The 26,744-nt window shown below is 63.3% G+C and carries 25 protein-coding genes; 9 read left to right on the top strand and 16 right to left on the bottom strand.

Features of this window, described 5'->3' with window-relative positions; genetic code table 11:
* Positions 1-28: 28 nt before the first annotated feature.
* On the bottom strand, positions 29-1,303 hold the full coding sequence (locus tag ACFQ6H_RS10380; RefSeq protein ID WP_378645929.1) for an APC family permease: 1,275 nt from the start codon (positions 1,301-1,303) through the stop codon (positions 29-31).
* Positions 1,304-1,317: 14 nt separating this feature from the next.
* On the opposite strand from ACFQ6H_RS10380, the gene ACFQ6H_RS10375 reads away from it, so the two are divergent.
* Positions 1,318-2,499: an aminotransferase class V-fold PLP-dependent enzyme gene (locus tag ACFQ6H_RS10375; RefSeq protein WP_378645927.1), complete on the top strand. Its 1,182-nt coding sequence runs from the start codon at positions 1,318-1,320 to the stop codon at positions 2,497-2,499.
* Positions 2,500-2,581: 82 nt separating this feature from the next.
* The gene (locus ACFQ6H_RS10370) at positions 2,582-4,042 is read left to right on the top strand and encodes an FAD-dependent oxidoreductase (RefSeq protein WP_378632267.1); all 1,461 of its coding nucleotides are present in this window, start codon (positions 2,582-2,584) and stop codon (positions 4,040-4,042) included.
* On the opposite strand, the gene ACFQ6H_RS10365 is transcribed toward ACFQ6H_RS10370, so the two are convergent.
* The gene (locus tag ACFQ6H_RS10365; RefSeq protein ID WP_378645925.1) at positions 4,039-5,244 is read right to left on the bottom strand and encodes a GAF domain-containing protein; all 1,206 of its coding nucleotides are present in this window, start codon (positions 5,242-5,244) and stop codon (positions 4,039-4,041) included. The genes ACFQ6H_RS10370 and ACFQ6H_RS10365 overlap by 4 nt on opposite strands.
* 290 nt (positions 5,245-5,534) lie before the next feature.
* Between ACFQ6H_RS10365 and ACFQ6H_RS10360 the strand changes: the two genes are divergently transcribed.
* The gene (locus ACFQ6H_RS10360; protein WP_230814263.1) at positions 5,535-6,143 is read left to right on the top strand and encodes a 50S ribosomal protein L25/general stress protein Ctc; all 609 of its coding nucleotides are present in this window, start codon (positions 5,535-5,537) and stop codon (positions 6,141-6,143) included.
* Positions 6,144-6,251: 108 nt separating this feature from the next.
* Positions 6,252-6,824, top strand: a complete 573-nt coding sequence (gene pth, locus ACFQ6H_RS10355; protein WP_317554351.1) for an aminoacyl-tRNA hydrolase — start codon at positions 6,252-6,254, stop codon at positions 6,822-6,824.
* A 3-nt stretch (positions 6,825-6,827) separates the two neighbouring features.
* Here pth and ACFQ6H_RS10350 read toward each other — a convergent pair whose 3' ends face one another.
* The gene (locus ACFQ6H_RS10350) at positions 6,828-8,462 is read right to left on the bottom strand and encodes a fatty acyl-AMP ligase (RefSeq protein ID WP_378543676.1); all 1,635 of its coding nucleotides are present in this window, start codon (positions 8,460-8,462) and stop codon (positions 6,828-6,830) included.
* A gap of 352 nt (positions 8,463-8,814) precedes the next feature.
* On the opposite strand from ACFQ6H_RS10350, the gene ACFQ6H_RS10345 reads away from it, so the two are divergent.
* Both ACFQ6H_RS10345 and pnuC read left to right on the top strand, forming a co-directional pair.
* Entirely contained in the window at positions 8,815-10,419 is a 1,605-nt protein-coding gene (locus ACFQ6H_RS10345) for a peptide chain release factor 3 (RefSeq protein WP_378632864.1), read from the top strand.
* Positions 10,419-11,075: a nicotinamide riboside transporter PnuC gene (gene pnuC, locus ACFQ6H_RS10340; protein ID WP_378446474.1), complete on the top strand. Its 657-nt coding sequence runs from the start codon at positions 10,419-10,421 to the stop codon at positions 11,073-11,075. Before ACFQ6H_RS10345 ends, pnuC begins: the two co-directional genes overlap by 1 nt.
* 87 nt (positions 11,076-11,162) lie before the next feature.
* Here the strand turns inward: pnuC and ACFQ6H_RS10335 are convergent, their stop codons facing one another.
* Positions 11,163-11,339, bottom strand: coding sequence for a hypothetical protein (locus tag ACFQ6H_RS10335; protein WP_378543673.1), 177 nt, complete (start codon positions 11,337-11,339; stop codon positions 11,163-11,165).
* 55 nt (positions 11,340-11,394) lie between these two features.
* Here ACFQ6H_RS10335 and ACFQ6H_RS10330 point away from each other — a divergent pair, with 55 nt between their 5' ends.
* Positions 11,395-11,703 carry a hypothetical protein gene (locus ACFQ6H_RS10330; protein WP_283301934.1) on the top strand — a complete coding sequence of 103 codons (309 nt, stop codon included), beginning with the start codon at positions 11,395-11,397 and terminating at the stop codon, positions 11,701-11,703.
* Between the two features lie 30 nt (positions 11,704-11,733).
* On the opposite strand, the gene ACFQ6H_RS10325 is transcribed toward ACFQ6H_RS10330, so the two are convergent.
* The 7 genes from ACFQ6H_RS10325 to ACFQ6H_RS10295 form a co-directional block, all read right to left on the bottom strand.
* Positions 11,734-12,408 carry a pyridoxal 5'-phosphate synthase gene (locus ACFQ6H_RS10325; RefSeq protein WP_378543670.1) on the bottom strand — a complete coding sequence of 225 codons (675 nt, stop codon included), beginning with the start codon at positions 12,406-12,408 and terminating at the stop codon, positions 11,734-11,736.
* Between the two features lie 25 nt (positions 12,409-12,433).
* A complete protein-coding gene (locus ACFQ6H_RS10320; RefSeq protein WP_283301938.1) occupies positions 12,434-12,934 on the bottom strand; it encodes a nuclear transport factor 2 family protein in 501 nt (166 codons plus the stop codon).
* A gap of 97 nt (positions 12,935-13,031) precedes the next feature.
* Positions 13,032-13,673: a TetR/AcrR family transcriptional regulator gene (locus ACFQ6H_RS10315; protein WP_378446472.1), complete on the bottom strand. Its 642-nt coding sequence runs from the start codon at positions 13,671-13,673 to the stop codon at positions 13,032-13,034.
* Between the two features lie 21 nt (positions 13,674-13,694).
* Positions 13,695-15,431 (bottom strand): ABC transporter ATP-binding protein, encoded by a 1,737-nt coding sequence (locus tag ACFQ6H_RS10310; protein ID WP_378645922.1) that lies wholly within the window; start codon positions 15,429-15,431, stop codon positions 13,695-13,697.
* Positions 15,428-17,341 carry an ABC transporter ATP-binding protein gene (locus tag ACFQ6H_RS10305; RefSeq protein WP_378645920.1) on the bottom strand — a complete coding sequence of 638 codons (1,914 nt, stop codon included), beginning with the start codon at positions 17,339-17,341 and terminating at the stop codon, positions 15,428-15,430. Before ACFQ6H_RS10305 ends, ACFQ6H_RS10310 begins: the two co-directional genes overlap by 4 nt.
* A complete protein-coding gene (locus ACFQ6H_RS10300) occupies positions 17,338-18,330 on the bottom strand; it encodes an ABC transporter substrate-binding protein (protein ID WP_378645918.1) in 993 nt (330 codons plus the stop codon). Before ACFQ6H_RS10300 ends, ACFQ6H_RS10305 begins: the two co-directional genes overlap by 4 nt.
* A gap of 51 nt (positions 18,331-18,381) precedes the next feature.
* On the bottom strand, positions 18,382-19,764 hold the full coding sequence (locus tag ACFQ6H_RS10295) for an MFS transporter (RefSeq protein ID WP_378645916.1): 1,383 nt from the start codon (positions 19,762-19,764) through the stop codon (positions 18,382-18,384).
* Between the two features lie 84 nt (positions 19,765-19,848).
* On the opposite strand from ACFQ6H_RS10295, the gene ACFQ6H_RS10290 reads away from it, so the two are divergent.
* Together ACFQ6H_RS10290 and ACFQ6H_RS10285 are read left to right on the top strand one after the other, a co-directional pair.
* Positions 19,849-20,490 carry a TetR/AcrR family transcriptional regulator gene (locus ACFQ6H_RS10290; RefSeq protein WP_378539468.1) on the top strand — a complete coding sequence of 214 codons (642 nt, stop codon included), beginning with the start codon at positions 19,849-19,851 and terminating at the stop codon, positions 20,488-20,490.
* Between the two features lie 71 nt (positions 20,491-20,561).
* Positions 20,562-21,536, top strand: a complete 975-nt coding sequence (locus ACFQ6H_RS10285; RefSeq protein WP_378539467.1) for an ABC transporter substrate-binding protein — start codon at positions 20,562-20,564, stop codon at positions 21,534-21,536.
* 1 nt (position 21,537) lies between these two features.
* On the opposite strand, the gene ACFQ6H_RS10280 is transcribed toward ACFQ6H_RS10285, so the two are convergent.
* The 5 genes from ACFQ6H_RS10280 to ACFQ6H_RS10260 all read right to left on the bottom strand — a co-directional run bounded on the left by ACFQ6H_RS10280 (position 21,538) and on the right by ACFQ6H_RS10260 (position 26,537).
* Positions 21,538-22,578, bottom strand: a complete 1,041-nt coding sequence (locus ACFQ6H_RS10280; RefSeq protein WP_378539466.1) for an ABC transporter substrate-binding protein — start codon at positions 22,576-22,578, stop codon at positions 21,538-21,540.
* Entirely contained in the window at positions 22,575-23,426 is an 852-nt protein-coding gene (locus ACFQ6H_RS10275) for an ABC transporter ATP-binding protein (RefSeq protein ID WP_378539465.1), read from the bottom strand. The genes ACFQ6H_RS10280 and ACFQ6H_RS10275 overlap by 4 nt, the downstream gene beginning before the upstream one ends.
* A gap of 23 nt (positions 23,427-23,449) precedes the next feature.
* Positions 23,450-24,499: an iron-enterobactin ABC transporter permease gene (gene fepG, locus ACFQ6H_RS10270; protein ID WP_378539464.1), complete on the bottom strand. Its 1,050-nt coding sequence runs from the start codon at positions 24,497-24,499 to the stop codon at positions 23,450-23,452.
* Positions 24,496-25,476: a Fe(3+)-siderophore ABC transporter permease gene (locus ACFQ6H_RS10265; RefSeq protein WP_378539564.1), complete on the bottom strand. Its 981-nt coding sequence runs from the start codon at positions 25,474-25,476 to the stop codon at positions 24,496-24,498. Before ACFQ6H_RS10265 ends, fepG begins: the two co-directional genes overlap by 4 nt.
* A gap of 173 nt (positions 25,477-25,649) precedes the next feature.
* Entirely contained in the window at positions 25,650-26,537 is an 888-nt protein-coding gene (locus tag ACFQ6H_RS10260) for a siderophore-interacting protein (RefSeq protein WP_378645914.1), read from the bottom strand.
* Positions 26,538-26,744 lie beyond the last annotated feature (207 nt).

The raw sequence follows: 26,744 nt of genomic DNA, 5'->3' as shown, positions 1-26,744 counted from the left end.
CTACGTCCGAGATGCACCCATTGTGGTGTTACGTGTCGTTGAATTTCTTCAGTCGTATCCACCGGTACCCACAACCGGCCAGAACCACACCTACCCCGGAAACAACCGCGATCCACGGAAGTGTGACCACCAGAACGACACAACCGGCCGCCCCGACTGCCTGCAGCCACTTCGGATTCATCCGGTCCACTCCGCGCTGGCTGTACGCGCTCACGTTCGCCACGAAGTAGTAGAGCAGCACTCCGAACGACGAAAAGCCGATCACGCCACGAAGATCGGTTGTCGAGACCAAAGCGATCACAACGGCCCCGACCACAAGTTCGGCATGGTGAGGGACTGCGAACCGTGGATGGACGGCAGCGAGGGCAACGGGCAGATCACTCTCGCGGGCCATTGCCATCGCCGTACGACTCACCCCGGCGATCAGAGCCAGCAGCGCCCCCGCCGACGCCGCCGCAGCACCGATCACCACCACGGGAACGGCCCAATTCCACCCGGCGGCGCCCACTGCATCGGCCAGTGGCCGCGCCGAATTCGCCAGCCGATCAGGCCCCAACGTCACCAACAGCACCACCGCTACCAGAGCATAGAGGACAACCGCGGCGGTGAGCGCGATCAAAATCGCTCGCGGAATCGTGCGGCGCGGATCACGCACTTCCTCCCCCAGCGTCGCGATCCTGGCGTAACCGGCGAAGGCGAAGAAAAGCAGCCCCGCCGATTGCAGAATTCCGTACCACGACCCGAACACGAGGTCCGGGAGCTCACGCACTGCACCAGGTCCCACGACGGCAACCACCAGCGCTACACACAATGCCGTCGTCGACACGGCGACGATGGCCCTGGCCATCTGCGCCGTACGCGTCACTCCGCGGTAGTTGACCGCCACCAGAGCCACGACCACCAGGACGGCGGCGGGAACACGCCAGGCCGCAGGAGCAACGTACGTCGCGAAGGTCAGAGCCATTGCCGCGCAACTCGCGATCTTCCCGATCACGAACGACCAGCCGGCGGCAAACCCCCACCAGGGTCCGAGCTGCTCACGTCCGTAGACGTAGGTCCCACCTGAAGTGGGGTATCTGGCCGCAAGCTGCGCCGACGACGTCGCATTGCAGTAGGCGACGAACGCTGCGATCGCCAGGCCGAGCAGCAACCCGGTACCCGCTACGGCGGCAGCGGGCGCGAACACCACGAAGACTCCGGCGCCGATCATCGCGCCGAGGCCGATCACCACGGCGTCGGCCGTGCTCAGTCTTCGCTCCATCGGGACAGCTTCGTTCACAGGTAGTTTGAACCACACCGACATGAACGGAAGGTGCCATGTTCGATCTCGACACGATCCGCCGCGACACTCCCGGATGCCTCGACAAGGTGTTCCTCGACAGCGCGGGATCCTCGCTCCCGCCCGAGCCGGTGCTGACCACCATGATCGAGCACCTGCGACGTGAAGCCGACGTCGGCGGGTACGTCGCCGCTGCTCGCCAGAGCGGCGCACTGGCTGCTGTTCCGCATTCACTCGCCCGGGTCATCCGCGCCCAGGCAACCGATATCGCGTTGACGGACAGCGCAACCCGCGCATGGAACGACTTCTACGCTGCCGTTCCACTCGGACCTGGTGATCGAATCCTGATCAGCGGAGTCGAATACGCGAGCAACGCAATCGCCGCTCTGGGGCGGGCGCGTTCCACCGGCGCCGGCGTCGAGGTCATTCCGAGTGATCAGTACGGATGCATCGACCTCGAGGCACTCGAGAACATGCTCGACGATCGGGTTCGACTCGTCTCCGTCGTACACGTCCCCACCAACGGCGGCTTGATCAACCCGGTCCGTGAGGTAGTCGAATTGGCCAGAGCCCACGGCTCTCTCGTCCTGCTCGACGCGTGCCAGTCCGTCGGCCAGTTGCCCATCGACGTCACCGAACTCGGCGTCGACGCGCTCAGCGCCACCGGCCGCAAGTGGCTCCGCGGGCCACGCGGAACCGGATTCCTGTACGTCCGCCCCGGACTCGTCGACGCGCTCGAACCCGCTGCAATGGACCTGCACGGAGCGGAATGGACCAGCGAGAACAGCTTCGTCCCTGCGCCGGACGCAACACGATTCGAACTCTGGGAAACGAGTGTCGCTGCGCGCCTGGGTCTCGGCGTCGCCGCCGACTATCTGCTCTCGATCGGCACCGACACGGTGTGGGAGCAGATCGAATCCCGAGCCTGCGCATTGAGGGAAGGTCTGGCAGCGATTTCCGGGGTCGAAGTCCGCGATCGAGGAACCCAACTGAGCGGCATCGTTTCCTTCACCGTCGACGGTATCTCCGAGCACCTGGTTCGGGATCAGCTTGCAGCACAGAACATCACCGTCACCGTCAGCGGTCGCGGGTCCACACTCCTCGACATGGATGCCCGCGGACTCGACGCCGTGGTTCGCGCATCGCCGCACTACTTCGTCGACGAAGCCGACCTGGACACATTTCTGGGCGCGGTCAGGAGTTTGCAAACCTCCCGTTGACCGGGACCATGCCTGATCTGCGGAAGTCGAAACTGCAACTGTGTGGTGACCAGTAGTTTCGCCTTCCGAGAGGACGCTTCGCATGGCCGACCCCACCGTCAAACCGATCTCCGCTGCCGACATCACCACCTGGGACTACGAGGCCGACGTCGTCGTCGCGGGATACGGCATCGCCGGCGTCACCGCTGCGATCGAAGCGGCGCGGTCCGGCGCCGAGGTTCTCGTCCTGGAGCGAACGGGCGGCTGGGGTGGAGCAGCTTCGCTGGCGGGTGGATTCATCTATCTGGGCGGTGGAACGCCACTGCAGAAGGCGTGTGGGTTCGAGGATTCGGTCGAGAACATGAAGACGTTCATGAAGGCAGCGCTCGGCCCCGGAACCGACGACGCAAAGATCGACGCGTATTGCGAGGGCAGTGTCGATCACTACAACTGGCTCGTCGATGCCGGCGTTCCGTTCAAGGAGTCCTTCTGGGGCCAGCCCGGCTGGGAACCGCCGTACGACGACGGCCTGATGTACTCGGGAGGCGAGAACGCCGCGCCGTTCAACACCCTCGTCGATCCCGCGCCCCGCGGACACGTTCCGCAGATGTCCGAGAAGAACACCGGCGAGAAGGGCGGTGGCTACATGCTGATGAAGCCACTCGTCGAGACGGCCGAAAAGCTCGGTGTCCGAGCAGAATACGATCTGCGCGTCCAAACTCTGGTGGTAGACGGCGATCGGGTTGTCGGCGTCGTCGCCAAGCGTTACGGCAAAGACGTCGCGATTCGCGCACGCAAGGGCGTCGTGCTGGCGATGGGCAGCTTCGCGTACAACAACGAGATGGTGCGCTCGAATGCACCGCGTATCTTCGGCCACCCGGCGGCCTCCATCGAGGCGCACGACGGCCGCGCAATCCAGATCGGTCAGGCACTCGGCGCCGACACCGCGCACATGGACGCCACCGAGGTCGCGTTCTTCTGCGACCCGCAGTTGATGGTGCGCGGCATTCTTGTCAACGGCCGCGGTCAGCGATACATCCCCGAGGACACCTACCCCGGCCGCATCGGCCAGGCAACGCTGTTCCAGCAGGACAACCAGGCATTCCTCGTCATCGACGAAGCTGCATACGAGGAAGGCATGAATGCCGAGTCGTCCAGTGCGCAGTTGCGGGCGCAGCCGAGCTGGGTGGCGGAAACCGTCGAGGAACTCGAAGCCGAGATGGGGTTGCCCGCCGGATCGTTGCAATCGACCGTCGACCTCTACAACCGGCACGCGGCTGAAGGGTCGGACCCGGTGCTGGAGAAGAAGGGCGAGTGGGTGAAGCCGATTGTCGGCCCGTTCGCGGCAATCGATCTGCGCGGACGCACCGGCGGATTCACGCTCGGCGGGTTGAAGACCACCGTCGACTCCGAGGTCCTGCACGTCTCCGGTGTGCCGATTCCAGGATTGTTCGCGGCGGGCCGGTGCACTTCCGGTGTGTGCGCCGGCGGTTACGCCAGCGGAACCAGCCTCGGCGACGGCAGCTTCTTCGGACGGCGCGCCGGAATCACCGCGGCGCGCTAGATCACTACGACCCGCACGCCGTCGGCAAAGCGGTACGGCTGAGTCTGCAGGACCGCGCCGAGGTGTTTCCGCAGTCTGGACACCTCGGCGCGCACTGCCACCACATGCTCGCGATCACCGAAGAGCACTTCGCTCAGGCCTGCGGCATCCACGCCCGCTGAACCGACCGCTGCCAGGGCCCTCAAGATCTGGGCGTGCCGCGGGGAGAGCGCTCGCGTCCAGTTGGCGTCACCACGCACCGTCACCTGCGGCGATACGCCGAGGGACAGCTCCAGCTCGATCACCGGCCCGCCGACGCCGGTGCGCAACAGCCAGCCGTCCCCGAGGGGCTCGGGTAGACACATCCCCAGCCCTGGCACGATGACGGGCTTTCCCGCGCTCGGCGCCGCAACTCGGTCGGGCGCGGCTATCCCGCTGGCGCCGGCCACCCAACCGAACTCGTCGACCACCAATGCCGGACCGGTCCCGGCCGCGAACAACGGTGCTGCCCGCGAACGAAGGCGCTCGAGCTGAGCTGCGTGCTCGCGCCACAGCGTCGCCTCCGCGAGGCGAACCGCGGTGCGGACCAGCGCGACGGTCGTGGGATGCACCGAGGCTGCGGACCCACTGATATCCACCACTCCCAGGATCTCGCCCGTCCGCGGATCGTGCACGGGTGAACCGGTACACGACCAATTGTGGTGAGTCGGCGCATAGTGCTCGGCCGAGAAGAGTTGCACCGCAGAATCTTCGATCAGCGCGGTACCTATCGCATTGGTACCCACCGACTGCTCCGACCATCGCGCACCTTCGGCGAATCCGAGTGCGTCGGCCGCCCGCTTGACCGCCTTCGACCCCTCGCGCCAGAGCAGGACACCGTCGGCGTCGGCAACGACCACGATGAAGCCCGCGTCCTCGGCCACCTCGGTCAGAGTGGTTCGCAACTCGGGCAGAACCGAGCGCAGTGCGGTACGCGAACGCCTCGACTCCAACTCGGAGAAATCAGCGACAGCAGACGCGCCGCAGTGATCCGGCGTGAGCCCGCCCGCAGCCACTCTCGACCACGACCGTGCCACGACGGTCCGCGGCTGCGCCGGTGGTTCCTGCCCGGAGAGAACTGCGTCGTGCACCCGACTGAGTAGGCGAGCATGCTGCGACAGATCGGTACCCGGCACGACGGCACCGAGCCGACTGCCTTCGGGAGCGTTCCCCAGGGTGGTCACTCCGTCAGGCTACCGCTTCCGATGTGACGCGAACCACGCCCACACGGCCAGGTCGCCGCCACCTGCGATTAGCGGCGAGGAGCAAACTCCGGTAACGTATCCAAAGTTGTCTCGGCGAGGGTGAATCGCAGCAGTTCCACACGTTGCAGGTTTACCGTGATCGACGCGGCTACGGCTCAGCTCGAGCGTTTCGCTCCTGGCCGTGTGCGCGCCTGTCCCCCTTTTCGCAGGCAAAACCACACGTCAGTAAACCGAGCACGAACCCCGTGAGTTGTAGGAGCCGTTTCATCATGTCTGAAGAAAACAACCTCGTCGCCGTCGTCCGCACCGAATTCGGCAAGGGCGCAGCTCGCCGCGCGCGTCGCGACGGCCAGGTCCCCACGGTTCTGTACGGCCACGGCGAAGATCCCCGCCACCTCAACGTGCCGGCTCGCGACTTCGCTCGCATCCTCCGCGCGCAGGGCACCAACGCCATCCTCACCCTCGACATCGAGGGCACGGAGCAGGTTGCACTGACCAAGTCGGTCGTCGTGCACCCCATCCGCAGCTACATCGAGCACGCTGACCTCCTCGTCATCAAGAAGGGCGAGAAGGTCACCATCGACGTTCACGTCGTAGTCGTCGGTGACGCTGCTGCAGGCACCATGGTCGCGCAGGATGCATCCACCATCTCCATCGAGGCAGACGCCCTCCACATCCCCGAGCAGATCGAGGTTTCGGTCGAGGGCCTCGAAATCGGCACCCAGATCCTCGCAAGCCAGCTCGAACTGCCCACCGGCTCCGTCCTGCAGGCTGACGCTGACACCCTGATCGTCAACGTCGTTGCTGCACCGACCGAGGCTGACCTCGAAGAGGGCGCAGAAGCTCCCGCCGCCGACGAGGCTGCAGAAGAGGCCTGATCCTCTCGGTTCCTACAGAACTCACTGCGCGCGGCGCGTCATTCCGATTCGGAGTGACGCGCCGTTCGCGCGTAGCAGGAAAAAGAACAAGCCAGAAAGTAGCGTCCGTTGAGCACAGATACCGCCCTCGTCATCGGCCTGGGTAACCCCGGCCCGCAGTACGAGAAGACCCGGCACAACGTCGGTTTCATGGTCGCGGGCACCCTTGCCGGACGCATGGGCGGAAAGTTCAACGTACACAAGAAGAGTGGCGCCGAGATCGTCGAAGGTCGCCTCGCCGGCCGACGCGTGATCCTCGGAAAGCCGCGCTCGTACATGAATCTCTCGGGCGGCGCGGTCGCCGGTCTCGCACGATTCTTCTCGGTCGATGCCGCGAACATCATCGTCGTTCACGACGAACTGGATCTCGATTTCGGGACCGTCAGGCTCAAACTCGGTGGTGGCGAAGGCGGCCACAACGGGCTGCGGTCCATTTCGAGTTCGTTGACCACCAAGGACTACCTGCGCACGCGCGTCGGGATCGGTCGCCCGCCGGGCCGCATGGACCCGGCGGACTACGTTCTCAAGCCGTTCTCGTCCACGGAGCGAAAAGAACTCGATCTCGTGTGCGAAGAAGCTGCGGATGCAGTGGAGCTACTGCTCGAACTCGGGCTCGAGGCAGCCCAGAACCGTCTGCACTGACAATCAGTTACCCAGCAGGGCAGCTGAATTGGCGCGGCGAAGCTTTCCCGACGACGTCTTCGGGATACTGCCGGGACCAAGGACCGCAACGGCACGAGGGCGCACGCCGACGTCGGCGACCACGGCGTGGACCACTTCGCGCTCGATGCGCTTGACCTCTTCCGGATCCTCGAAAGCGTTGGTCTCGACCGCGACGGCAAAGCTCTCACGCTTCTGGCCGGCATCCAGGCGAATGGCGACTGCATTTCCCGGGCGCACACCCGCAACGCTTCCGGCCGCCCGCTCGATGTCGGTCGGATACACGTTCCGGCCGCCCATGATGATGACGTCCTTGACTCGCCCGCACACCACAACCAGGCCTTCTTCGGTGAAATAACCGACGTCACCGGTGTCGAGCCAACCGTCGGCGTCCTGGGCCGGCTTGTGTCCGTCGACTGTGACATATCCGGGGGTGACTGCCTTGCCGCGAACCTCGATGATTCCGACGCCTCGGGCCGGGAGCACCTGGCCGTCACGGTCGACGATGCGTCCCTCGAGGTCAGGCACCATCTTTCCGAGCGTCGCAAGGGCGCGCGCATTGGGACGATTAGACGGCACCGCGCGAGACATCGACTCGAGGAAATCGGGATCGACGTAGTCGAGAACCTGGCCCTGATCGGGATCCGGAATCGACACCGCCAGGGTGGTTTCCGCCATTCCGTACACGGGAGCCAGCGCAGTCGGGTTCAAACCGAATCGCGCGCCGGCCTCGGCGAGGGCATCCATCGTGTCGGGATCCACCGGCTCGGCACCGTTCCACATGTACCGGACGCTGGACAGGTCGACCGCCCCGTCCTCTGCCTGTGCGAGTCGACGCGCCAAGAGGGAGTATGCGAAGTTCGGTGCGGCCGTGACAGTTCCGCCGTATTTGCCCATCAGTTCCGCCCACAGCACCGGGGTGCGGAGGAAATCCATCGGCGTGATGCTGATGACCTCGGCGCCCACCTGCATCGGAACCGTCAAGAACCCGACCATGCCCATGTCGTGGAACAGCGGAAGCCAGCTCACCATCACGTCGTCTTCGATGGAGAACTTGATGCGGTTGATCATCGCGTAGGCATTTGTGTAGAAGTTCTCGTGCGTGATCTGCACGGCCTTGGGTGAACCGGTGGAACCGGACGTCAACTGCTGGAGTGCGATATCCGATTCGACCGTCTCCACGGGATCGATCGACGTTCCGCCACGAAGCTCGTCCACCGTCACGACGGTGATGCCGCGCTCTTCGAGGAGCGGCTTGGCCGCATCGAAGGGCGCGCCCAGAATCACGGCTTTTGCCGAGATCATGTCGATCACCGTCTCGGTGTCCTGAGCCCAGACACCCAGATCCGTTCGGGGGGTCGGCTGATGCAGCATCGTCACCGACGCACCGCGCATCCACGTCGCCTGGCAGGCAGGCGCGATGTCGACGGGCTGTCCAGCAAGAATGCCGATCGCAACACCACGGTCGATACCGACCTCGGCCAGGCCGCCGGCCATGCGCCGCGCCTCCTGGTGGATGTCGCCCCAGGTCTGACGGAAAGCGTTGTCCGGCTCTCCCGTCACCAGGCCGCGGTCGGTGACTGCGGCGGTCGCATACATCTCTTCGGTGAACTTGCTCAACGCAACTCCTCGGTCAGTGTCACTCTTCGATCAGTGCAACTCTTCGCAGGACACAAATGGCTGTGTGTTCGAACACACACATACTTGGATAATCAGCGATCGTTCGCCGAGTGTTACGCCGCAGTGGTTATTGCATCGTGGTCTGCGAGTATCCTTTCTCTGTTGTGCTGCCGCACTCTCCACCTGTCCGCGCACCGGCACGTCGCCGGCACTGACGCCCACTTCGAGAGGTTCTTCGTTGACTACCCCGTCCGACTCGACCGTCCCTTCCGACTCGACTGTCCAGTCCGACACCGAAGGCCCCGATTCCACCGAGAGCGGGTCGGTTGCGGTCACGACGACCACCAAGGGTTTGTCAGCCGAGGCGGAGCGTCGCCGCACCTTCGCCGTCATCTCGCATCCCGACGCCGGAAAGTCGACGCTCACCGAAGCGCTGGCACTGCACGCGAAGAAGATCTCCGAGGCAGGAGCCGTCCACGGCAAGGCAGGCCGCAAGTCGACAGTCTCGGACTGGATGGAGATGGAGAAGGCCCGCGGCATCTCCGTCAGTTCCACCGCACTGCAGTTCAACTACCACTCGTCCGAGACGCCCGACGATCAGATCAACGTCATCAATCTCGTCGACACCCCCGGCCACTCCGACTTCTCCGAGGACACGTACCGCGTCCTGACTGCCGTCGACGCGGCCGTCATGCTCATCGACGCCGCCAAGGGCCTCGAACCGCAGACACTCAAGCTCTTCCAGGTGTGTCGTCACCGCGGCATCCCGGTTATCACGGTCATCAACAAGTGGGACCGTCCCGGCCAGACCCCGCTCGAATTGTTGGACGAGATCAGTGAGCGCATCGGCCTCACACCTACTCCCCTGTACTGGCCCGTCGGCATCGCCGGCGACTTCCGCGGACTGCTGCGACGCGGCGAAGACGGCGCGGCTCGCGAGTACGTCCGCTTCACCCGTACCGCCGGCGGCGCGAAGATCGCCCCCGAAGAGGTCATGGACGCCGACGCCGCACTCGCCAAGGAAGGCTCCGAGTGGGAGACCGCGGCCGAGGAGAGTGAACTGCTCTCCGCTACCGGCCAGGACCACGATCAGGAGATGTTCCTCGCCGGTCAGACGTCCCCGGTGATCTTCGCGTCCGCGATGCTCAACTTCGGCGTCCGCCAGATCCTCGACACCCTCGTCGAATTGGCGCCGCCGCCGCGAGGCCGCGAAGACGTCAGCGGCAAGCCGCGCGAGGTCACCGATCCGTTCAGTGCGGTCGTCTTCAAGGTGCAGGCCGGTATGGACACCGCGCACCGTGACCGTCTGGCATTCATGCGCATCGTCTCCGGCGTGTTCGAGCGCGGCATGGTCGTCACGCACGCACAAACCGGCAAGCCCTTCACGACCAAGTACGCGCAAACGGTGTTCGGCCGCGAACGTTCCACTGTCGAGTCCGCGTTCCCCGGCGACGTCGTCGGCCTCGTCAACGCCACCGCCCTCGCGCCCGGCCACACGCTGTACACCGAGAAGAAGGTGGAGTTCCCGCCGATTCCGTCGTTCGCGCCGGAACACTTCTCGATCCTGCGCGCCGAAAGCGCAGGCAAGTACAAGCAGTTCCGCCGCGCCGTCGACCAACTCGACTCCGAGGGCGTCGTCCAGATTCTTCGCAACGACATCCGCGGCGACGCCTCCCCCGTCATGGCGGCCGTCGGCCCGATGCAGTTCGAAGTTGTCGCGGCACGCATGAAGGCCGAGTTCAACGTCGAGGCCAAGATGGAACCCCTCGGCTATGCATTGGCCCGTCGTACCGACGCCGCGTCCGAGGCCGAGCTGAACCGTCAGCGCGGTGTGGAGGTCTTCACCCGATCCGACGGTGTTCTGCTCGCTCTTGTCAGCGACAAGTGGCGCCTGCAGTACATCCAGAAGGAACTTCCGGATCTGACGCTCGAACCCCTCGTCGCTGCTGCGGACTGATGAGCCTGATCGAGGCGCTGTTCGACGCCGAACTGCACATCGGCAGCGCCACGATTCTCTGGCGAGAGATCATCGGAAACGCGTTCGGAATAGGCTCCGCGATCGCCGGCGCACGACGCTCGGTATGGGCGTGGCCTGTCGGTATAGCCGGAAATGCCTTGTTGTTCACGGTGTTCATGGGCGCGCTTTTCCACACGCCGCAAGAGCTCAATCTCTACGGCCAAGCCGGCCGTCAGTTGTTGTTCATCACTGTCAGCGTCTACGGATGGACTCAGTGGCGACGTGGGGCACGCGACTCCGGTCGCGCAGTCCTGCCGCACTGGGCGACAACTCGCGAGCGCTTCGCCATGATCGCCGTCATGGCAAGCGGCACAATCGCTTTCGCCTGGATCTTCGACCTTCTCGGCTCGTACGGGGCGTGGGCGGAGGCCTGGATTTTCACCGGCTCCATCCTCGCGACGTACGGCATGGCACGCGGCTGGACCGAGTTCTGGCTCATCTGGATCGGCGTCGACGCCGTCGGTGTTCCCCTTCTTTTCCGGGCCGGGTACTACCCGTCGGCAATCCTCTATCTGGTCTACGCATTCTTCGTACTGTGGGGTTTCGCGATGTGGCTGCGCATTCAACGTCGAACTCCACAAGGGGTGCGACCGTAAACGAACTCCTGGTATGTTTGCGTCGATTAAGCAAACCAGCGGTCTGTTTACGGGCATCAGGAGCGAAACAATGGAAGACAAGAATTCTCACGGAATAACGGGTCCCAACGGTTCCGGAAACGGATCGAGAGCCAGTAGTTCCGCGAGTAATGGTTCCGCGGGTAATGGTTCTGCGAGCAGCGTTTCCACTGGCAACGGTTCCGGCAGCGCCACCGCCACAGCTGATTTTCTGTCGACCGCACCCAAGCAGTCGGATGCATTCACGTTTCCGCTCCCCTCCCGGACCACGGCCGCACACAGCAGCGGAGAGGACCTTTCAGTGCCAGCTTCAACACGTGAATCATCGAGGACGCTCGAAACTCGGAGTCGTACCGTCGTACGGCGCGACGCGATGGGCGTAGCCGCAGTTCGAGTGGCCGGGCGTCTCACCCACACCGAACTGATCGCGAATCAGGCCTCACCCTCGAGCACGCATTCCTCCGATCCCACGATGGATCTGGACGAGTTGCTCACGATGCTCGGCAGCTACCTGTTGTCCTCGGGGTTCGAACATCCCGAAATCCACGCCAAGCTCGGTGGACAGTCGATCGTCGTCAACCTCGTGTCGCCGGAAATCAGCGCCAGCTGAGCTCGACCCAGCTGTTCAGGGCCCCGCTATTCAGGGCCACAGCACTGCGCGTGTCCATGCTCGGTTCGAGCCACGCCGGTACAACCACCGCTGATGCCGACGCCCGGAGTCTGCCTGCCAGAACTCGACAGACTCCGGCTCGAGGCACCACGCACGCCAGTCCTTCGACACGAACCCTGGGTCGTCGCCGATTCTTGCTTCCGCAGCGGCCACCGACATGTCGTACGCGTCGAAGTCTTCGAGCACTTCACTCTGCTTACTTGCCGTCGCCACCGCTCTCGCCGTGACGGAGCGTTCGACGAAGTCTCGGCGCCGAAGTGCGTCGTCACCCTCGCGTACCAATCCGCGAATCCGGACCTGCTGGCCCGTCTCACGCCAGTAGAACGCCAACGATGCCCGCGGATTTTCTTTCAGCTCAACACCTTTCGGCGATGCAGCCGAACTGGAGAACCAGAACCCACGCTCAGTCACGTCCTTGAGGATGAGGAAGCGGGAATCGGGCATGCCGTCGCCGTCCACGGTCGAGAGCGCACACACGTGCGGCTCGACGACACCGAAGGCCACGGCCGCACGGAGCCAGTCGAGGAACAACTCTCCTGGGTTCTCCGGAAAACGTTCAGGCGCGGGCGGCGGAGTTCCGGTCAGTGCGGGAATACCGCGAATCCATGCCCGGACGTCCGGCAGCGAGAAATCTGCGTCAACCATGAGCCGACTCTAATCGCGGGCGGCCTCAGGAGACGTTGCGAACGATCGAGTCACCGAACGAGGGTTGCTGCAGCAGTGCCCACTTGTTGGACGTCAATCGAAAACTCGGCATGTCGGCGAGCGCCACCACCGATTCCCAGGTGCGCTCGTAGCTCGTGTGGGAGATTCGCCATTCACCGTCGCTGCAGCGGGTGTATCTGTCGTGATAGAAAGCCGATCCACGAAGCAGCATGCCGTCCTCGGGGATGACCACCGTGTCCGCAAGGCACCAGATCCCGGTTGCGGTGTCTCCGTCGACGTCGATCTCGGGTTGCCCACATTGATGTTCGGTGATGATGTGCGAGCCGAGGGTGTTCTCGAGGAAGGAGACGAATGAATCTCGGGAATCGAAACTGAGTTGTTCTCCGTAGATCGCGGTGGCGTCGACGGTCAGAGTGTCGGCGAATTCGACCCACGATTTCGTGTCCAAGGCGCGTGCGTATCGGTACTTGAGTCTTTGGATGAGAACAATCGCTTCGAGATCCATGATCCCCGCCTCCCGGTGCAGCAACCACCCGTCCTATGTGTGCACATTAGCCTGTATCACGCATAAACGGGCATTACTCTCAAAGCTAGTAGAAATGTCAGCCGATAACACGCTTTTCCAGGCCGTCGAGCATGATCGTGATCTTCTCGTCCAACCAACCGCGTCCGTGCCACGTCGATTCGTCGCCGATCCCCTCGATCAACGACTCCGACGCATTCCAACTCTCCTGATACGCCTGGCGTGCAGAACGCGAATCCGCGGAACTGACGGTCTTGTCCAGTGCCGCCATCATCGCGAACTGAGTCATCGTCACCTCGGAGATGAAGTCCACCGCCAGTACCGCGTCGTGTGGTGTGAAGCCTTGCGCAGTCAACGAACCGACCAGTTTCTCCACGATCTCGATTATCGCCGGCGGCGTGCCCGGAACAGCGAGACCTACCTGGGCGAGACCGGGATAGCGTTCGAACGAGGACCACAGAACGTCGCAGAGGTCCTTCAGAAATTCACGCCACGGACGATCCGTGTCCGGCCACACAGTCTGACGCACAACGTGATCCGAGCAGGCCCGCAGCAGCGCTTCACGGTCGGCGAAGTATCGATAAAGCGCAGAATGACTGACGCCCAGACGCTTTGCCACACTCGGCATGGTCAATTCACTCAGATCACCAGCCAGGGCGGCCTCGACGATGTCCACTCTCGACAACGTCGGCGGCCGCCCTGTCTTCTTTCCGGTCTGCATTCTGCTCAGCCTGCCACCTGCTCAGCCTGCTACCAACCGCCATCCCGACGCACGGTGGCGCTGATTCCAGAACGCGGCGTAGTTCCCACCGGCGGCAAGCAGAACTTCGTGAGTTCCCACTTCGACGATTGATCCGTCGTCACCGAGCACGATGATCTGGTCTGCGGCCACGACGGTCGACAGTTTGTGAGCGATCACGAGCAGTGTGCTTTCGCTGGCGAGTTCCTGCATCGCACGCTGAACGTGTGCCTCGTTCTCGGGATCGAGCGCGGCCGTCGCCTCGTCGAGCAGCACGATGGGTGCACGTTTGAGGAGTGCACGCGCAATGGAGACTCGCTGCCGCTCTCCACCGGACAGCGCCGTCCCACCCTCACCGACGCGGGTGTCCCAACCCCGCGGAAGTCGCTCGACGATTTCCGCGACGCCGGCGATCCGAGCGACGTCGAAGACTTCCTCGTCCGTGGCTTCGGGGCGGCCGAGGCGGATGTTCGCGATCAACGTGTCGTCGAAGAGATACACGTCCTGGAAGACCAAGGACAACTGCGACATCAGATCGGCACTCGTGAGGTCACGCACGTCGACGCCGCCGACACGCACCACCCCGGAGTCGACGTCGTAGAAGCGCGAGATCAGCCGGGTGACGGTGGTTTTGCCCGACCCTGACGGACCGACCAACGCCGTCAGCGACTTCCGCGGCACGTCGAAGGAGATGTTCCGCAGAACCTGCCCGCCGTCGGTGTAACCGAAGTCGACGGCGTCGAACTGCACGGCCGTCTCCCCCGTCGCCGACCCGCTGGTTTCGGGTTCGACCAGTGGTTCAACTTCGAGGATCTCGGACATTCGGCGGATTTCGTTGCGTGCCATTCTGATTGCGCCGCCGAACTCGCCGATCTCACCCAGCGGTTGGATGAACCGTGCGGTGAGCCCCAGTAGCGCGATCAAGGTGACCGGATCGATGTCGCCGCCGAGCGCGAGGAACGCGCCCAGGATGATCACGGCCGAGAACACGAATTGCAGGGCGATCCCGTTGACCACGGAACCGATCACCACGAACCACAGTTGTGAACGACCTGCGGCGTGCTGAGCTTCGATCGCGTCGTCGAGCGGTTCGTACACCCCGTGGGTGCGTCCGAAAGCACGTAGGACCGGTTGGCAACGCGCGTATTCGAGCACTCGATTGTTCGATTCGACCGCCGCGGCATGGGCCTGATCGTCGGCTTTGGCGGTCATCGCCGAGGCAAAGCGTGCTGCTGCGAACAGAATCGGGACGCCGACCACCAGTGCGAGCCCGAGCCGCCAGTCGAAGAACAGCATGCACACGACAATGGTTGCCGGGCTGGCGATTCCGGAGATGATCGGTGTCATCAGATGCGCGGCCGCCCCCATCACCGAGATGGTGCCCTTGCTGGCGACCTGCGATACCTGGCCGAGTCGGCCGGCACCGAACCAACCGAGCGGGAGCGTGACGAGGTGATCACCGAGGCGCAGATGCATCGTCCGCAGCAGGGTGAGCGCCGACTCGAATCCCTTGATGGCCTGCAGGTAATGCGCAATCGAACTGATCACCGCGCACACAGCCATCGCGGCGAGCCACCGAACGAAGCTTCCCCAGTCCTGCTCGAACAGTGCCCGCACGGTCGGCACCAGCAATGCCACTGCCAAACCCTGCATCACGCCGTACAACACAGCCCACACCAGGAACTCTCGATAGCGACCCTGATTCTGCGGGCCGAGGATCCGGAAGAGGTCGCGAATCATGAGTTGGCCTTTCCTGCTGCGTCAGACGTACCTGCGATGCTGTCGGCCCGACTGTGTTCAATCGAGTCGGCCCGACTGTGTTCAATCGAGTCGGCCCGACTGTGACTCGCCCACATCCGGGCATACGTCGAACCATTCGCCACCAGCTGATCGTGCGTGCCCTTCTCCACGATCCGCCCGGCGTCGAGGACCACGATCTGATCGGCACTCACGATCGAAGCCAACCGGTGCGCGATCACCAGCACCGTGCGCCCCACCGTCAAACGCGACAATGCTTCCTGGATATCGGCTTCGGACTCCGGGTCCGCAAACGCGGTCGCCTCGTCGAGCACGAGAACGGGAGTGTCCGCGAGAATCGCCCGCGCGATCGAGACTCGTTGCGCCTCACCGCCCGAGAACCTGGCATCGACCCCGACCACAGAGTCGTACCCTCTCGGGAGGGCTTCGATTCGGGTGTCGATCTGCGCGGCTGCGGCAGCAGCCTTCACCTCGGCCTGCGACGCCTGAGGGCGGGCAAGCCGAATGTTGTCGAGAACAGTTGCTTCGACCAGCTGCACGTCCTGCAGAACGAATCCGACGTGGCGGTACAGCTCGTCGGTGGCGACGTCCCGGACGTCGACACCGCCGATGGCCACGGATCCGGTACGCACGTCATGGAATCGGGGAACGAGCGTCGCCAGTGTCGACTTACCCGAACCCGAAGGTCCGACCAACGCCGTCACCGTACCCTCCGGCAGCGTCAGATCGATGTCGGACAGAACGTCGGCCCCGTCGTCGTAGGCGAAAGAAACTCCGGAAAATCGAACTTCGTTCCCCGCGGGCTTTTTCGGATGATCGGTTTCCGGCAGTGCGTCGGTTGCGAACAGCGCGATCAGCCGCGCCGCAGCGGCGGCAGCCTCACGGCGGGCCTGCATGCCGAAACCGATGGTCGTCACCGATACCGGAATCACCATCGCGACAAGAGAACTGGTCAGGACGTCGATGGGTGACACCCACCCGGAGTGGACGAACCACGAACCAAGACCAAGGTTCACCACCAGCACTACCGGCGCGCTCAAGGCAATCGAGGCCAGCGCCTCGGTCCGAAGCATCGGGCGAACCCAACCCTCGTACGAAACGGCAAAAGCCTTGGCGGCATCACGGTATCGAGAATGTGACTGCTTGTCCTGACCGAAAGTCTTGACCACTGCGATGCCGGTGACGAACTCGACGATCGTATTGCTGATGGCCGCGATACCCTCATTCATCCGGCTCATCTTGACCGCCATGTCCTTGGTCATCGTCGCATAGGCGATCATGTAGATCGGGAGCGTGGCAATCGCGACCAATCCAAGACGCCAGTCGATCGAAATCACGTAGCCGAGTCCGACGAGCGGCACCGCGATGGCTCCGGTGGTCTCGACGGCGCTGTGCGCAACCAGGTAGTGGAGATCGGAGATGTCGTTCTGCGCAGCTTTGCGCACGGTTCCGGACGAGTGGGAGGTGAACCAGCCCAGAGGAAGCCGCCCGAGTGTCGCTGCGATTCGGCGTCGAAGCACAGCTTGGAGATTCACATCGGCGAAGTGCGTCACGATCAACGCACCGCCACCGAAGAACGCACGCACACCCAGGCCGAAGACGACCACCCACACGATCGTCCAGACGCGGGACGAGTCGATGTCGCCGCCCACGATCAGCGTCTTGCCCAGTTCGGCGATGGCCACGTACGGGACGATGGCAGCAACCGCGGCAATCACCTGCATCACCATCGCGATGGTGGTCCGTGTGCGAACTGGCGCAAGGAGTTCGCGTAGCGCGCTCTTGTGCGCCGCCGCTTCGGCCGTGGCCAGTGAGGCTTCGGCCGCAGATCCATGCGGTGCGTTTGCCTCCTCGGGTGGAACGTCTGCTGACTTTTCCTGTGTTGTCGTCATTTCGAGAACGCCTTCCATCGGGTGACTGCGTCGGCGTCGGATGCGATACGGCCCTGGAGTTCCGCGCCGGTGAGAGTGCGATCGGCAAGTGCCTCGAGATCTTCGAGGATCCAGTAGACCGCGAAGGGATAACTGCCGAACCAGAGTTCACCGCTCACGTCAGCGGTGCGTCCGGCCTGCACGGCGGCAACCTCGTTGAACAGCGGATTTGCGTGAACAAGGGCGCCGTCGTAGATGTTTCCCGACGTCACGATCATCGCGTCCGCTGCGTGTTGCCCGACCGCCTCGCCCGAAACGGAGGACGTGGCAACCCCCGTGTTGGGGCCGACCTTCGCTTCGAGTTCGGCTTGCGGGCGCCCGAACCCTGCTTCTCCGATGATCGAGGACATCGGCGACTGTGGGATGACGGTGTAGATGCCGCCCGAATATCCGACCAACACGGACAAGGTTTGTGGCTGCTCCTCGACCCTTCTGGACACCTCAGCGAATTTCTCCTCGAGCCTCGAGACGATCTGCCGAGCTTCGGACTCACGGCCCAGTGCAATGGCAGCAGTATCGAGAACCTCGCGCCACGGCGCCGCATAGGCGAGCACCGTCGTCGGCGCAATCTCATTGGCCTGCGCGGTGATCGAGGTCAACGAGCCGACGTCACTGAGAAGGATCCTGTCCGGATCGACGGCCGCAATCTGTTCCACGTCGGGTGACTGGAAGAACGTCGGTTTGTCGATCACCTCGATACCCTCGCTCTGCAAGATCTCCTTCGCCGCCTGTGATTGCAGGGTTGCGAAGACCGTATCGGGCTTGACCCCGAGCGTGAGCGCGTTGAGCGCTGCAAATTCGTCCAGTGCGAGCAATTTCTGTGGTGCAGGCACGGCCGACGACTCGCCTACTTCCGATGCATCCGCGTCATCACTGCCCGACGAGCAACCGACAAGGACCGTTGCCGTCGCTGCGAGTGCCGCTGCTTGTAGGCCCCACTGCCGCATCATCTCTCCCTGCCTTAGTTACATGCTGTCTCCATTAGGGGAGCCTACAATAACTCAAGCCGTTTGTGCAGCCCTCGTCACGGGAAGTGCAATCGCCGGCAGACATGCAACAACACTGATGACGGCGCCCATCATGAACGCCACCGCGAACGAGTCGCCGGAAACTCCGATCGCCAGGACCGCTGTGGTCACCGGAGCACCCACCGCCGAACCGACGGTTCTGATCACACTGTTGACACCGCTGGCCGCTGCCATTTCCGATGGCGGGACGATCGAAGCAACCAGCAGAGCACAGACCGCGAACCCCACGCCGTTCCCCAATCCGACGAGGGAGAAGAACAGCACGATCGCAACCACCGAGCTCGGCCAGATCGCGAGTCCGACCGCGCCCGTCGCCATGAGTGCCAGCGCTAGGACTGCCGGCACTCGCGGCCCGTATCGCCGCGCGAGAGCCGGCGTCAGACGGCCACCGAGGAAGACGAGGACAGCGGCGGGCAAGAGGGCCAACCCGGTCTGCACAACGGTGAATCCACTTCCATACGTAGAGGTTTCCGGCGCCTGGAGGATCCGCGGCAGGCAGAGGTAGAAGATGTAGGGCACGAACCCGAACACCAGGGTCAGTGCGCTGGTGATCATCATCGGCCTGTCCCGAAAAACTCGCATGTCGACGATCGGAGCGTCGTGGCGGGAATCGACGGCAATCAGAGTTGCGAACGAGACGAACGCGACAACCACCAGACCCCAGAATCCGAGCGACAGAACTCCCCACTCGGAGGCTTTGGTGATCGCCAGGAGCAGGCTCACCAACCCGAACGCCAGAGCGCCGGCACCGGCCCAGTCCGTCGGCATACCCGGCCGGCGATGCGAACCCGGAACCACAGCCACCACTGCGACCAATGCAAGCACGATCAGGATCCCGGTGATCACGAACAACCACTGCCAGCTGAGGTACTCGAGAATGACACCACCGATCACCAGTGCACTTCCGGCACCGATTCCCAAGGTCCCAGCGAGCCAACCTATCCCCGAAGACAACTCGGGACCGGCCACCGTTCTTCGCAGCACTGCCATTGCGAGCGGGAAGCTCGCCATACTCACTCCCTGGACAGCTCGAACGACAAGCAGCACCCCGATATTCGGGGCGGCCGCCGCGGCAAATGTCGCGAGAGCGAAGATGATCAGGACGATCACCAGGACTCGCTTGTCGCCGAATCGATCCCCCATCGCCCCGACGATCGGAGCCATCACCGCGGCCGCCAACAGGTACGCCGTCAGGATCCAGCCGGTCACCGCCACGGACGTATCAAAATGCTCACCCAACACCGGCAACGCCGGCACCAACATGGTCTGCATGAGCGAGTAGACGAGCACCGCCCCCGCAAGTGCGGCGATCACCCGACTCCCGGATCGCGTGGGCGCCTCCGCCAAGGTTGTCATCGACACCTTCCTCCAATCATGGTTTCAATCGGAACGGAGCACTCCGTTCCGATTGAGTAAACCACGCATTGCTAGCCTGTGGGAATGGCGAAAGAGAATGCGAGCCTCCCCGGACGCGCCCGAGAAGCCGCAGACAACGACGTCACCGTACTGCGAGCAGCGCGCGAGATCTTCGCCGAACAGGGTTGGAATGCACCGGTATCGGCGATTGCCACCCGGGCCGGGGTAGGCGTCGGCAGCATCTATCGCCGCTACCGCGGCAAAGAGGAACTGGCGCAATCCTTACGCGTCTGGGCGATCGACCACCTCGCCACCCTGGCACGAGAGTGCGTGAGCAACGCAGACACCGATGAAGCCGTACTGAAGACGTTCTTCTCGCGATACCTTGCCGAATCGGTGGGACCGCTCATTCCCGTCCTCGGCGGCAGGTTGCCCGAACACACCGAAGTCACCCGCGCCGCAGAAGAATTGGAGGCCGCGCTGCAATCGATGGTCGACATCTGCATCGATACTGGCGAAGTCCCGCCCGACTTCACTTCTGCAGACGTCATGCTCATGACGGTGCATCTACGACCGACCCTGCCGATCGAGGGGGTTCGCGCCACCGAAATACACACGCGCTATCTCGAGTTCATGCTCGACGGACTTCGTCACGGAAGACCTCAACCGTCGACCACTCCCCCGTCCTGGAGCGAATGGCTTCAGATGTGGCAGGGCAGCAACTGACCCTGAGGACACCCGAACAACATGTCAGGTTAGGCTTACCTAGCTTATTTCGCCATGTTCGGAAGGTTCTCATGAAAATCACTCGCAGGCTCGCAGGCTTCGCCGCACTACCCGTCGTTGCCGCACTCCTACTCACCGGCTGCGGCAGCAGCGACGCATCAACTTCTACCGAGGCCAGTTCGACGGACCAGTCCTGGAGCTACACAACGGGATACGGAAACACGATCACCCTCGATCACGCCCCGGAGCGGATCGTCGTCGACGCGTACTCCGCTGCTGCGCTGTGGGACTACGGCATTCGGCCGGTCGGCATCTTCGGTTACGGCGTCGGCAATCCCGACGTCACCGATCACGCTGACGAGTCGACGATGACCGTCGTCGGTCGTGAAGGTGAACTCAGCGCGGAAGCTCTTGCGGCGCTGGACCCAGACCTGGTCATCGGGTACGGAAACAGCGACGACCCGACCCGATGGACTTGGTGGGACGAGCCGATGGGCAAGACCGTCAACGATGTTGCACCGTTTGTCGGTGTGAAGTTCTCCGGCTCTTCGACGCCGGACGTGTTGAGCGAATACGCCTCACTCGCCGAAGCTCTCGGCGGAGACACCGACACAGCAACGGCGCGCGAAGGCAAGGAAGCATTCGAATCCGGGGCAGCGCGCATCCGAGCCGCCGCGGGCAAGGTTGACGACATCGAAGTACTCGCTCTGAACGGCGACGGCTCCGAGTTGTACGCGGGCACAACCGCACTCGCTCAGTTCGGCTACCTGAAGGAACTCGGCGTGAAGTTCACCGGCCCGGGAGGTGACAAAGGCTGGGCCGACCTCAGCTGGGAGCAGGTCCCAGATTATCCGGCGGACATCGTCTTCCAGTTCGCGAAGTCGGCGGAAGCGTTCGCAGCATCACCCGTTTTCGTCAAGCTGCCCGCGGTGACCGCGAACCAGGTGATCGACTTCGACGACAAGCGTCCCAACACCTACGCCAATTACGGTGCCTGGTTCGAGGGGGTTGCACAACTACTCGACCAGGCCCGCAACGTCGCCTGAATTACTGTCCAGCGGTGATTCGCCCGGCCGCTTCCTCGAGAACGTCGAGGAAGATGGCCGCGGTCAGCGCAAATCCTTGGTTATATCGCGCGTCGCTGGTCAACACGTTGCCCGCTTGGACTGCAGGCAACCGCTGCCACGTCGGCTGCGTCTTGATCGCGTCGAGTGCTTCCTGATCGCGTGCTTGCGCGATGATCACATCCGCCGGAGCCAAGGTGTCGAGTTGCTCGAAAGACAACTCGAACGAGTTCTCTGCATTGTCGTCGTCACGGAAAAGCACGTCGAGGCCGGCATCGATTGCGACGCTGATCCGCAGATTCCGCTGGTGCACCAGGAATCCGGTCGGCGTCTGAACGCCGAACACGATCTTCTTTCCGCCGAGCTTCTCCTGCAACATCGGACGCAGTCTCGCGAGCTTGTCGTCGTACTCCGCGATGGAAGCCTCGGCGATCGCAACCCGGTCGAGTTGGCTCGCCTGCGCCATCAGCGCACCTCGCCAGTCGACCGGGTGTCCGGCGATCGGTTCGACGTCGTCGCCGACGACCAACAGCGGCGCGATGGAGGACAAGCGCTCGGTGCCGTACCAGTCGCTGGTGTATCCGATCGCAGTGATGACGATCAGATCGGGCTCGAGAGCGAGCAACGCCTCGAAGTTGGTGGAGAAGTCGCCGGCGACGTTGACGAAGCTCGCGTCCTCGATGGTGCGGCCGGGAAACTGGAATCCCGCCTTGGCGTCGGGGAACCAGAAGTTGCCCGAACCGACGATCGGGTAGTCCATCATCATCGCGAATTCGAGGTCGACCCGGCCGTCGAGCACCACCACACGCTTGGGGTCGCGTGGAACGTCGCCACTGAACTCGGCCCACGTGTACGGGAGAGTGTCACTGGCCGAGTCGGATTCGCCATCGGAGCTTCCGCAGGCGCTCAGCGCCAGTGCTGCAGCCACACCGGCAGCGCCACCGAAGAATCGGCGTCGTGAAATGCGGTCGACGATCTGAGCCCACTCCGTGTCGGTAACCTGCGTATCCAGGACGAGTGTCATACGTTTGCTCCTTCGTTGTTTCGCTGACGCTCGCGTCCCAGCGGAATGACCAGCGGTGTGTGGGAAACCGGATCGTCGATGATGCGGCATGCCATGCCGAACACCTCCTGCACCAGTTCTTCGGTGATGATCTCCGCGGGCGGGCCTTCGGCGACCACCGCGCCGTCCTTCATCGCAATGATGTGAGTTCCGTAGCGGCACGCGTGGTTGAGATCGTGAAGCACGGCCACCAACGTGTGTCCGTCGTTCTCGTTCAGATCGCGGCACAGCTCCAACAGCTCGATCTGATGAGCGATGTCGAGGAAGGTCGTCGGTTCGTCCAGCAGCACCAACGGGGTCTGCTGCGCGAGAACCATAGCGACCCAGACGCGTTGGCGCTGACCGCCGGACAGTTCGTCGACCGGTCTGGCCGACAGATCCGTGACCTTGGTTGCCTCCATCGCATTGATGACGGCGGCCTCGTCCTCTCGGGACCACTGGCGGATCAGCTTCTGGTGCGGATAACGTCCGCGCGCAACCAGATCGGCGACTTTGATGCCGTCCGGAGCGATCGACGTCTGCGGCAGAAGCCCGAGTCGCCTCGCAACTTCCTTGGCCGGGTACGACGTTATCGCCTTGCCGTCGAGGAGGACCTTGCCGGTCGTCGGCTTGAGCAACCGCGACAATGCACGCAGAAGCGTCGACTTGCCGCAGGCGTTGGGACCGACGATGACGGTGAAGCCGCCGTCGGGGATCTCGACGTCGAGGTGCTCCGAGATGACGCGCTTGTCGTAACCGATCGTGACGTCCTCGGCGCGAAGCCGATTCGTCCTTTCAGGCACGACGGCGGCCGCACTTGTCTCGTTCACACTGTTCCTCGTTCCTTCACCGATCACTGCTTACGTGCCTCTCGCGCGAGAAGCCAAACGAAATAGATGCCACCGATGGAGACGGTGACGACGCCGACCGGCAACTGCGTCGGTGCAAAAGCTCGCTGCGCCACCCAGTCGCTGATCATCAGCAGTGCTCCACCCATCGCCGCCGACGGCAGCAGGGTCACTCCGGCACTACCGGTCAATCGTCTGACCAACTGCGGAGCCGCCAGCGAAACGAACCCGATGGGCCCGGCCGCAGCCGTCACCATGGCTGTCAATGCAACACCGAGAACAACCAGGGAAAGCCGGGTCGGTTCGGCCCGGACGCCGAGCGCCTTGGCGGCGTCGTCGCCCATCTCGAGCATCTGCATCCGCCTGCCCAACACCAGGATCAGCGGAATGAGGATGGCCAGCACGACAACCACCGGCCACACCTGAGTCCAGCCGAGACCGTTCAACGAACCGGCACCCCACACTGCGGCAGCCATGGCGTCGTCGAGCTTCGCCTTGAGGATCATCCAGGTATTGACCGAGCCCAACATCGCGCTGATGGCGATACCGACGATGATCAGCCGGAATCCCTGCACGCCACGTTTGTACGCAAGAAGGTAAACGACTGCTGCGGTGGCGATTCCGCCCACCAGAGCGCCGACTGCGATCTCGTAATAAGTGCCACCGATGAGGAGGATGACCACCAGAGCGCCCGTGTACGCACCGGAGTTGAAGCCGATGATGTCCGGGCTACCTAGCGGATTCCTGGTGAGCGACTGGAAGATCGCACCACTCATGCCCAGTGCCGCACCGAGCATCAGCGCCAACAGAACTCGGGGCAGACGCCATTCCACGACGACCATGTGGATACGCGCGGGAGCTTCGCCGAACAGGGCGCCGAGGACGTCCCCGATCGGCACCTGGTAATCACCACTGCCGAGGGCGATGACACCGATCGCCAGTGCAAGCGCAACGAGGATGAGGCAGACAGTGACCGTACGGACGTCGATCCGCGCGGACCAGCCTTCTTTGGGTGAGCGCACCACCGTGGTGGGGCGCCCGAAATCGATGCTCACAGACCGCTCACCTTGCTTCGACGCACCAGCATGATCAGCACCGGAGCACCGACGAAGGCCGTGACGATGCCGACCTGAAGTTCACCCGGGCGCAGCACGATTCGGCCGACGACGTCGGAGAAGAGAAGAAGAATCGGCGAGCACACCAACGTGTACGGGAGAATCCATCGCTGATCTGGCCCGACGAACCATCGCGCGACGTGGGGAACCATCAGACCGACAAATCCGATCGGGCCGGCCGCAGCGGTCGCCGCGCCGCACAGCAAGGTCACCGCAATGACACCGAGGATACGAGTGCGGGTGATGTTGGCACCGAGCGAACGTGCCAGATCGTCACCCAAGGCCACGGCGTTGAGTTGGCGCGCCAACGCGAGCGCCAGGAAGAGTCCGATGAGAATGAAGGGGGCAACGGCCAGAACGATTTCCAACGAACGTCCGCTGAGTGAGCCGGCATTCCACTGACGCATCTGGTCGAAGGCGGTCGGGTTGAGCAGGGTGATGCCGGACGAGATGCCGCCGAGCACCGAGCCGATGGCAACACCGGCCAGGGTCAGCCGAATGGGCGTCGCACCACCTCGGCCGATCGACCCCAACGTGTAGACGATCGCCGTGGCTATCACCGCGCCGAGGAAAGCGAACCAGATGTAAGACCAGATGCTGGTCAATCCGAAGACCGCGACGGCAACAACCATCGCGAACCCCGCGCCGGCATTGACACCGAGAATTCCGGGATCAGCCAAGGGATTTCGCGTCATCGCCTGGATGAGGCCGCCCGCCACACCGAGCGCCATACCGACTATCAGACCGAGCAGAGTTCGCGGTAGCCGCAGGTCGCGGATGATCACGTGATCATTGGAGTCGTCGTAGTTCACCAAAGCGTCGATCACGGTGCCGAACGGAATGGTCTTCGAACCCACCGCGATGCTCAGAAGGAGCACGGCGGCGAGCACTACCAGGCACACCAGAAGACCTGCCATACGACGAGAGTTGGTCGATACCAGCCCGTCGGGTTGCTTCTGCTTCTCTTGCAGCGACTCGTCGATCAGCTCTTCGGTGTGTTTGTCGACGGCGCTCTTGTCGACTGCACTTTTGTCTACAGCACTTTTGTCGCCAGCACTCTTGTCGACAGCGCTCTTGTCGAATCCAACGGTCACAAGCCGGCGCTCTCTAGAGTCTTCTCGACCTCGTCGCGGATCTCTTCCTCGTCGCGGTCCGATTCCCAGGCCGCATCGAGTGCCGCACGGACACTTTCGTCGAGGGCCTCGTACTTCGCGTTCCACACCTCGGCCTTGTAGGTCCAGTAACCGATGACCTTGTACTGCTCACCCGGCAACTTCAGTTCGTGGCGAAGGTACTTGCGGATGTCACGGAGCATCGTGCTTTCGCCGGCCACCCACACGTATCCGAGATCGGTGGGGAGGTTCATCGCACGGACCGCGTCCGGGAGTTTCGACGGTGCAATACCGTTGCCGCTGCCGACAAGCCAGATGAACTCGACGTCGGCCGCGGAGGTGATCTGCTGCTTGTGAGACTCGTCCACCACCTCGACGATTGCCTTTGCCGAGATGCCGGCGGGCAATTGTTCGATCAGGCGCCCGAGTGCGGGGAGTCCAGTCGCGTCGGCGACGAATACCTGCCAGCGTGCGTCGGCCGGCGGCTCGTAGAGCCCGCGAGATTCGCCGATCGCCAACTTGTCGCCGATCTCGGCCTTCTGTGCCCAGTCGCTGGCGATGCCGCCCTCGTGAACGACGAAGTCGATCGTCATGCGGCTGGCTTCGGTATCGAACCGTCGCACGGTGTACGGCTGGCACGGGGACGGTTCCTCGCCCTCCGGGTACCGCCAACCGCGCGGAGCGTCCGGATCTTCGGCCGGCAGAACGAACTTGCCCGTGGCCGGGACCGGGAAGTGCAGACGCAGGTATTCGTCGCCGGTGCCGGTGGTTTCGAACGCGGTCAGCTCCTCCCCACCGAACACGATACGAACCATTCCCGGGGTCACGTACTCCTTGTGAAGTACCTCGCCGAACACAAGACTCACAACAATCTCCAACATCGATGGAACATGAACCGGACCCGAACACGAGGATCAATCCGACTTCCGGACATAGTTAACCCGCGCTAAGTAAGGTAGACCTTAATTTATTGCAGTGTTGTCGATGAGTCGATGCCTTCCCCGCCGCAACGGGGCCAACTACTATCGCGATTCGGCCACCGCCAGACGTATGGCCTGTTCACGACAAGTATT

Source organism: Rhodococcus sp. NPDC056506, assembly GCF_042794945.1.
Taxonomy (GTDB): Bacteria; Actinomycetota; Actinomycetes; order Mycobacteriales; family Mycobacteriaceae; genus Rhodococcus_F.
This window is presented reverse-complemented; position numbering and strand designations above follow the sequence as displayed.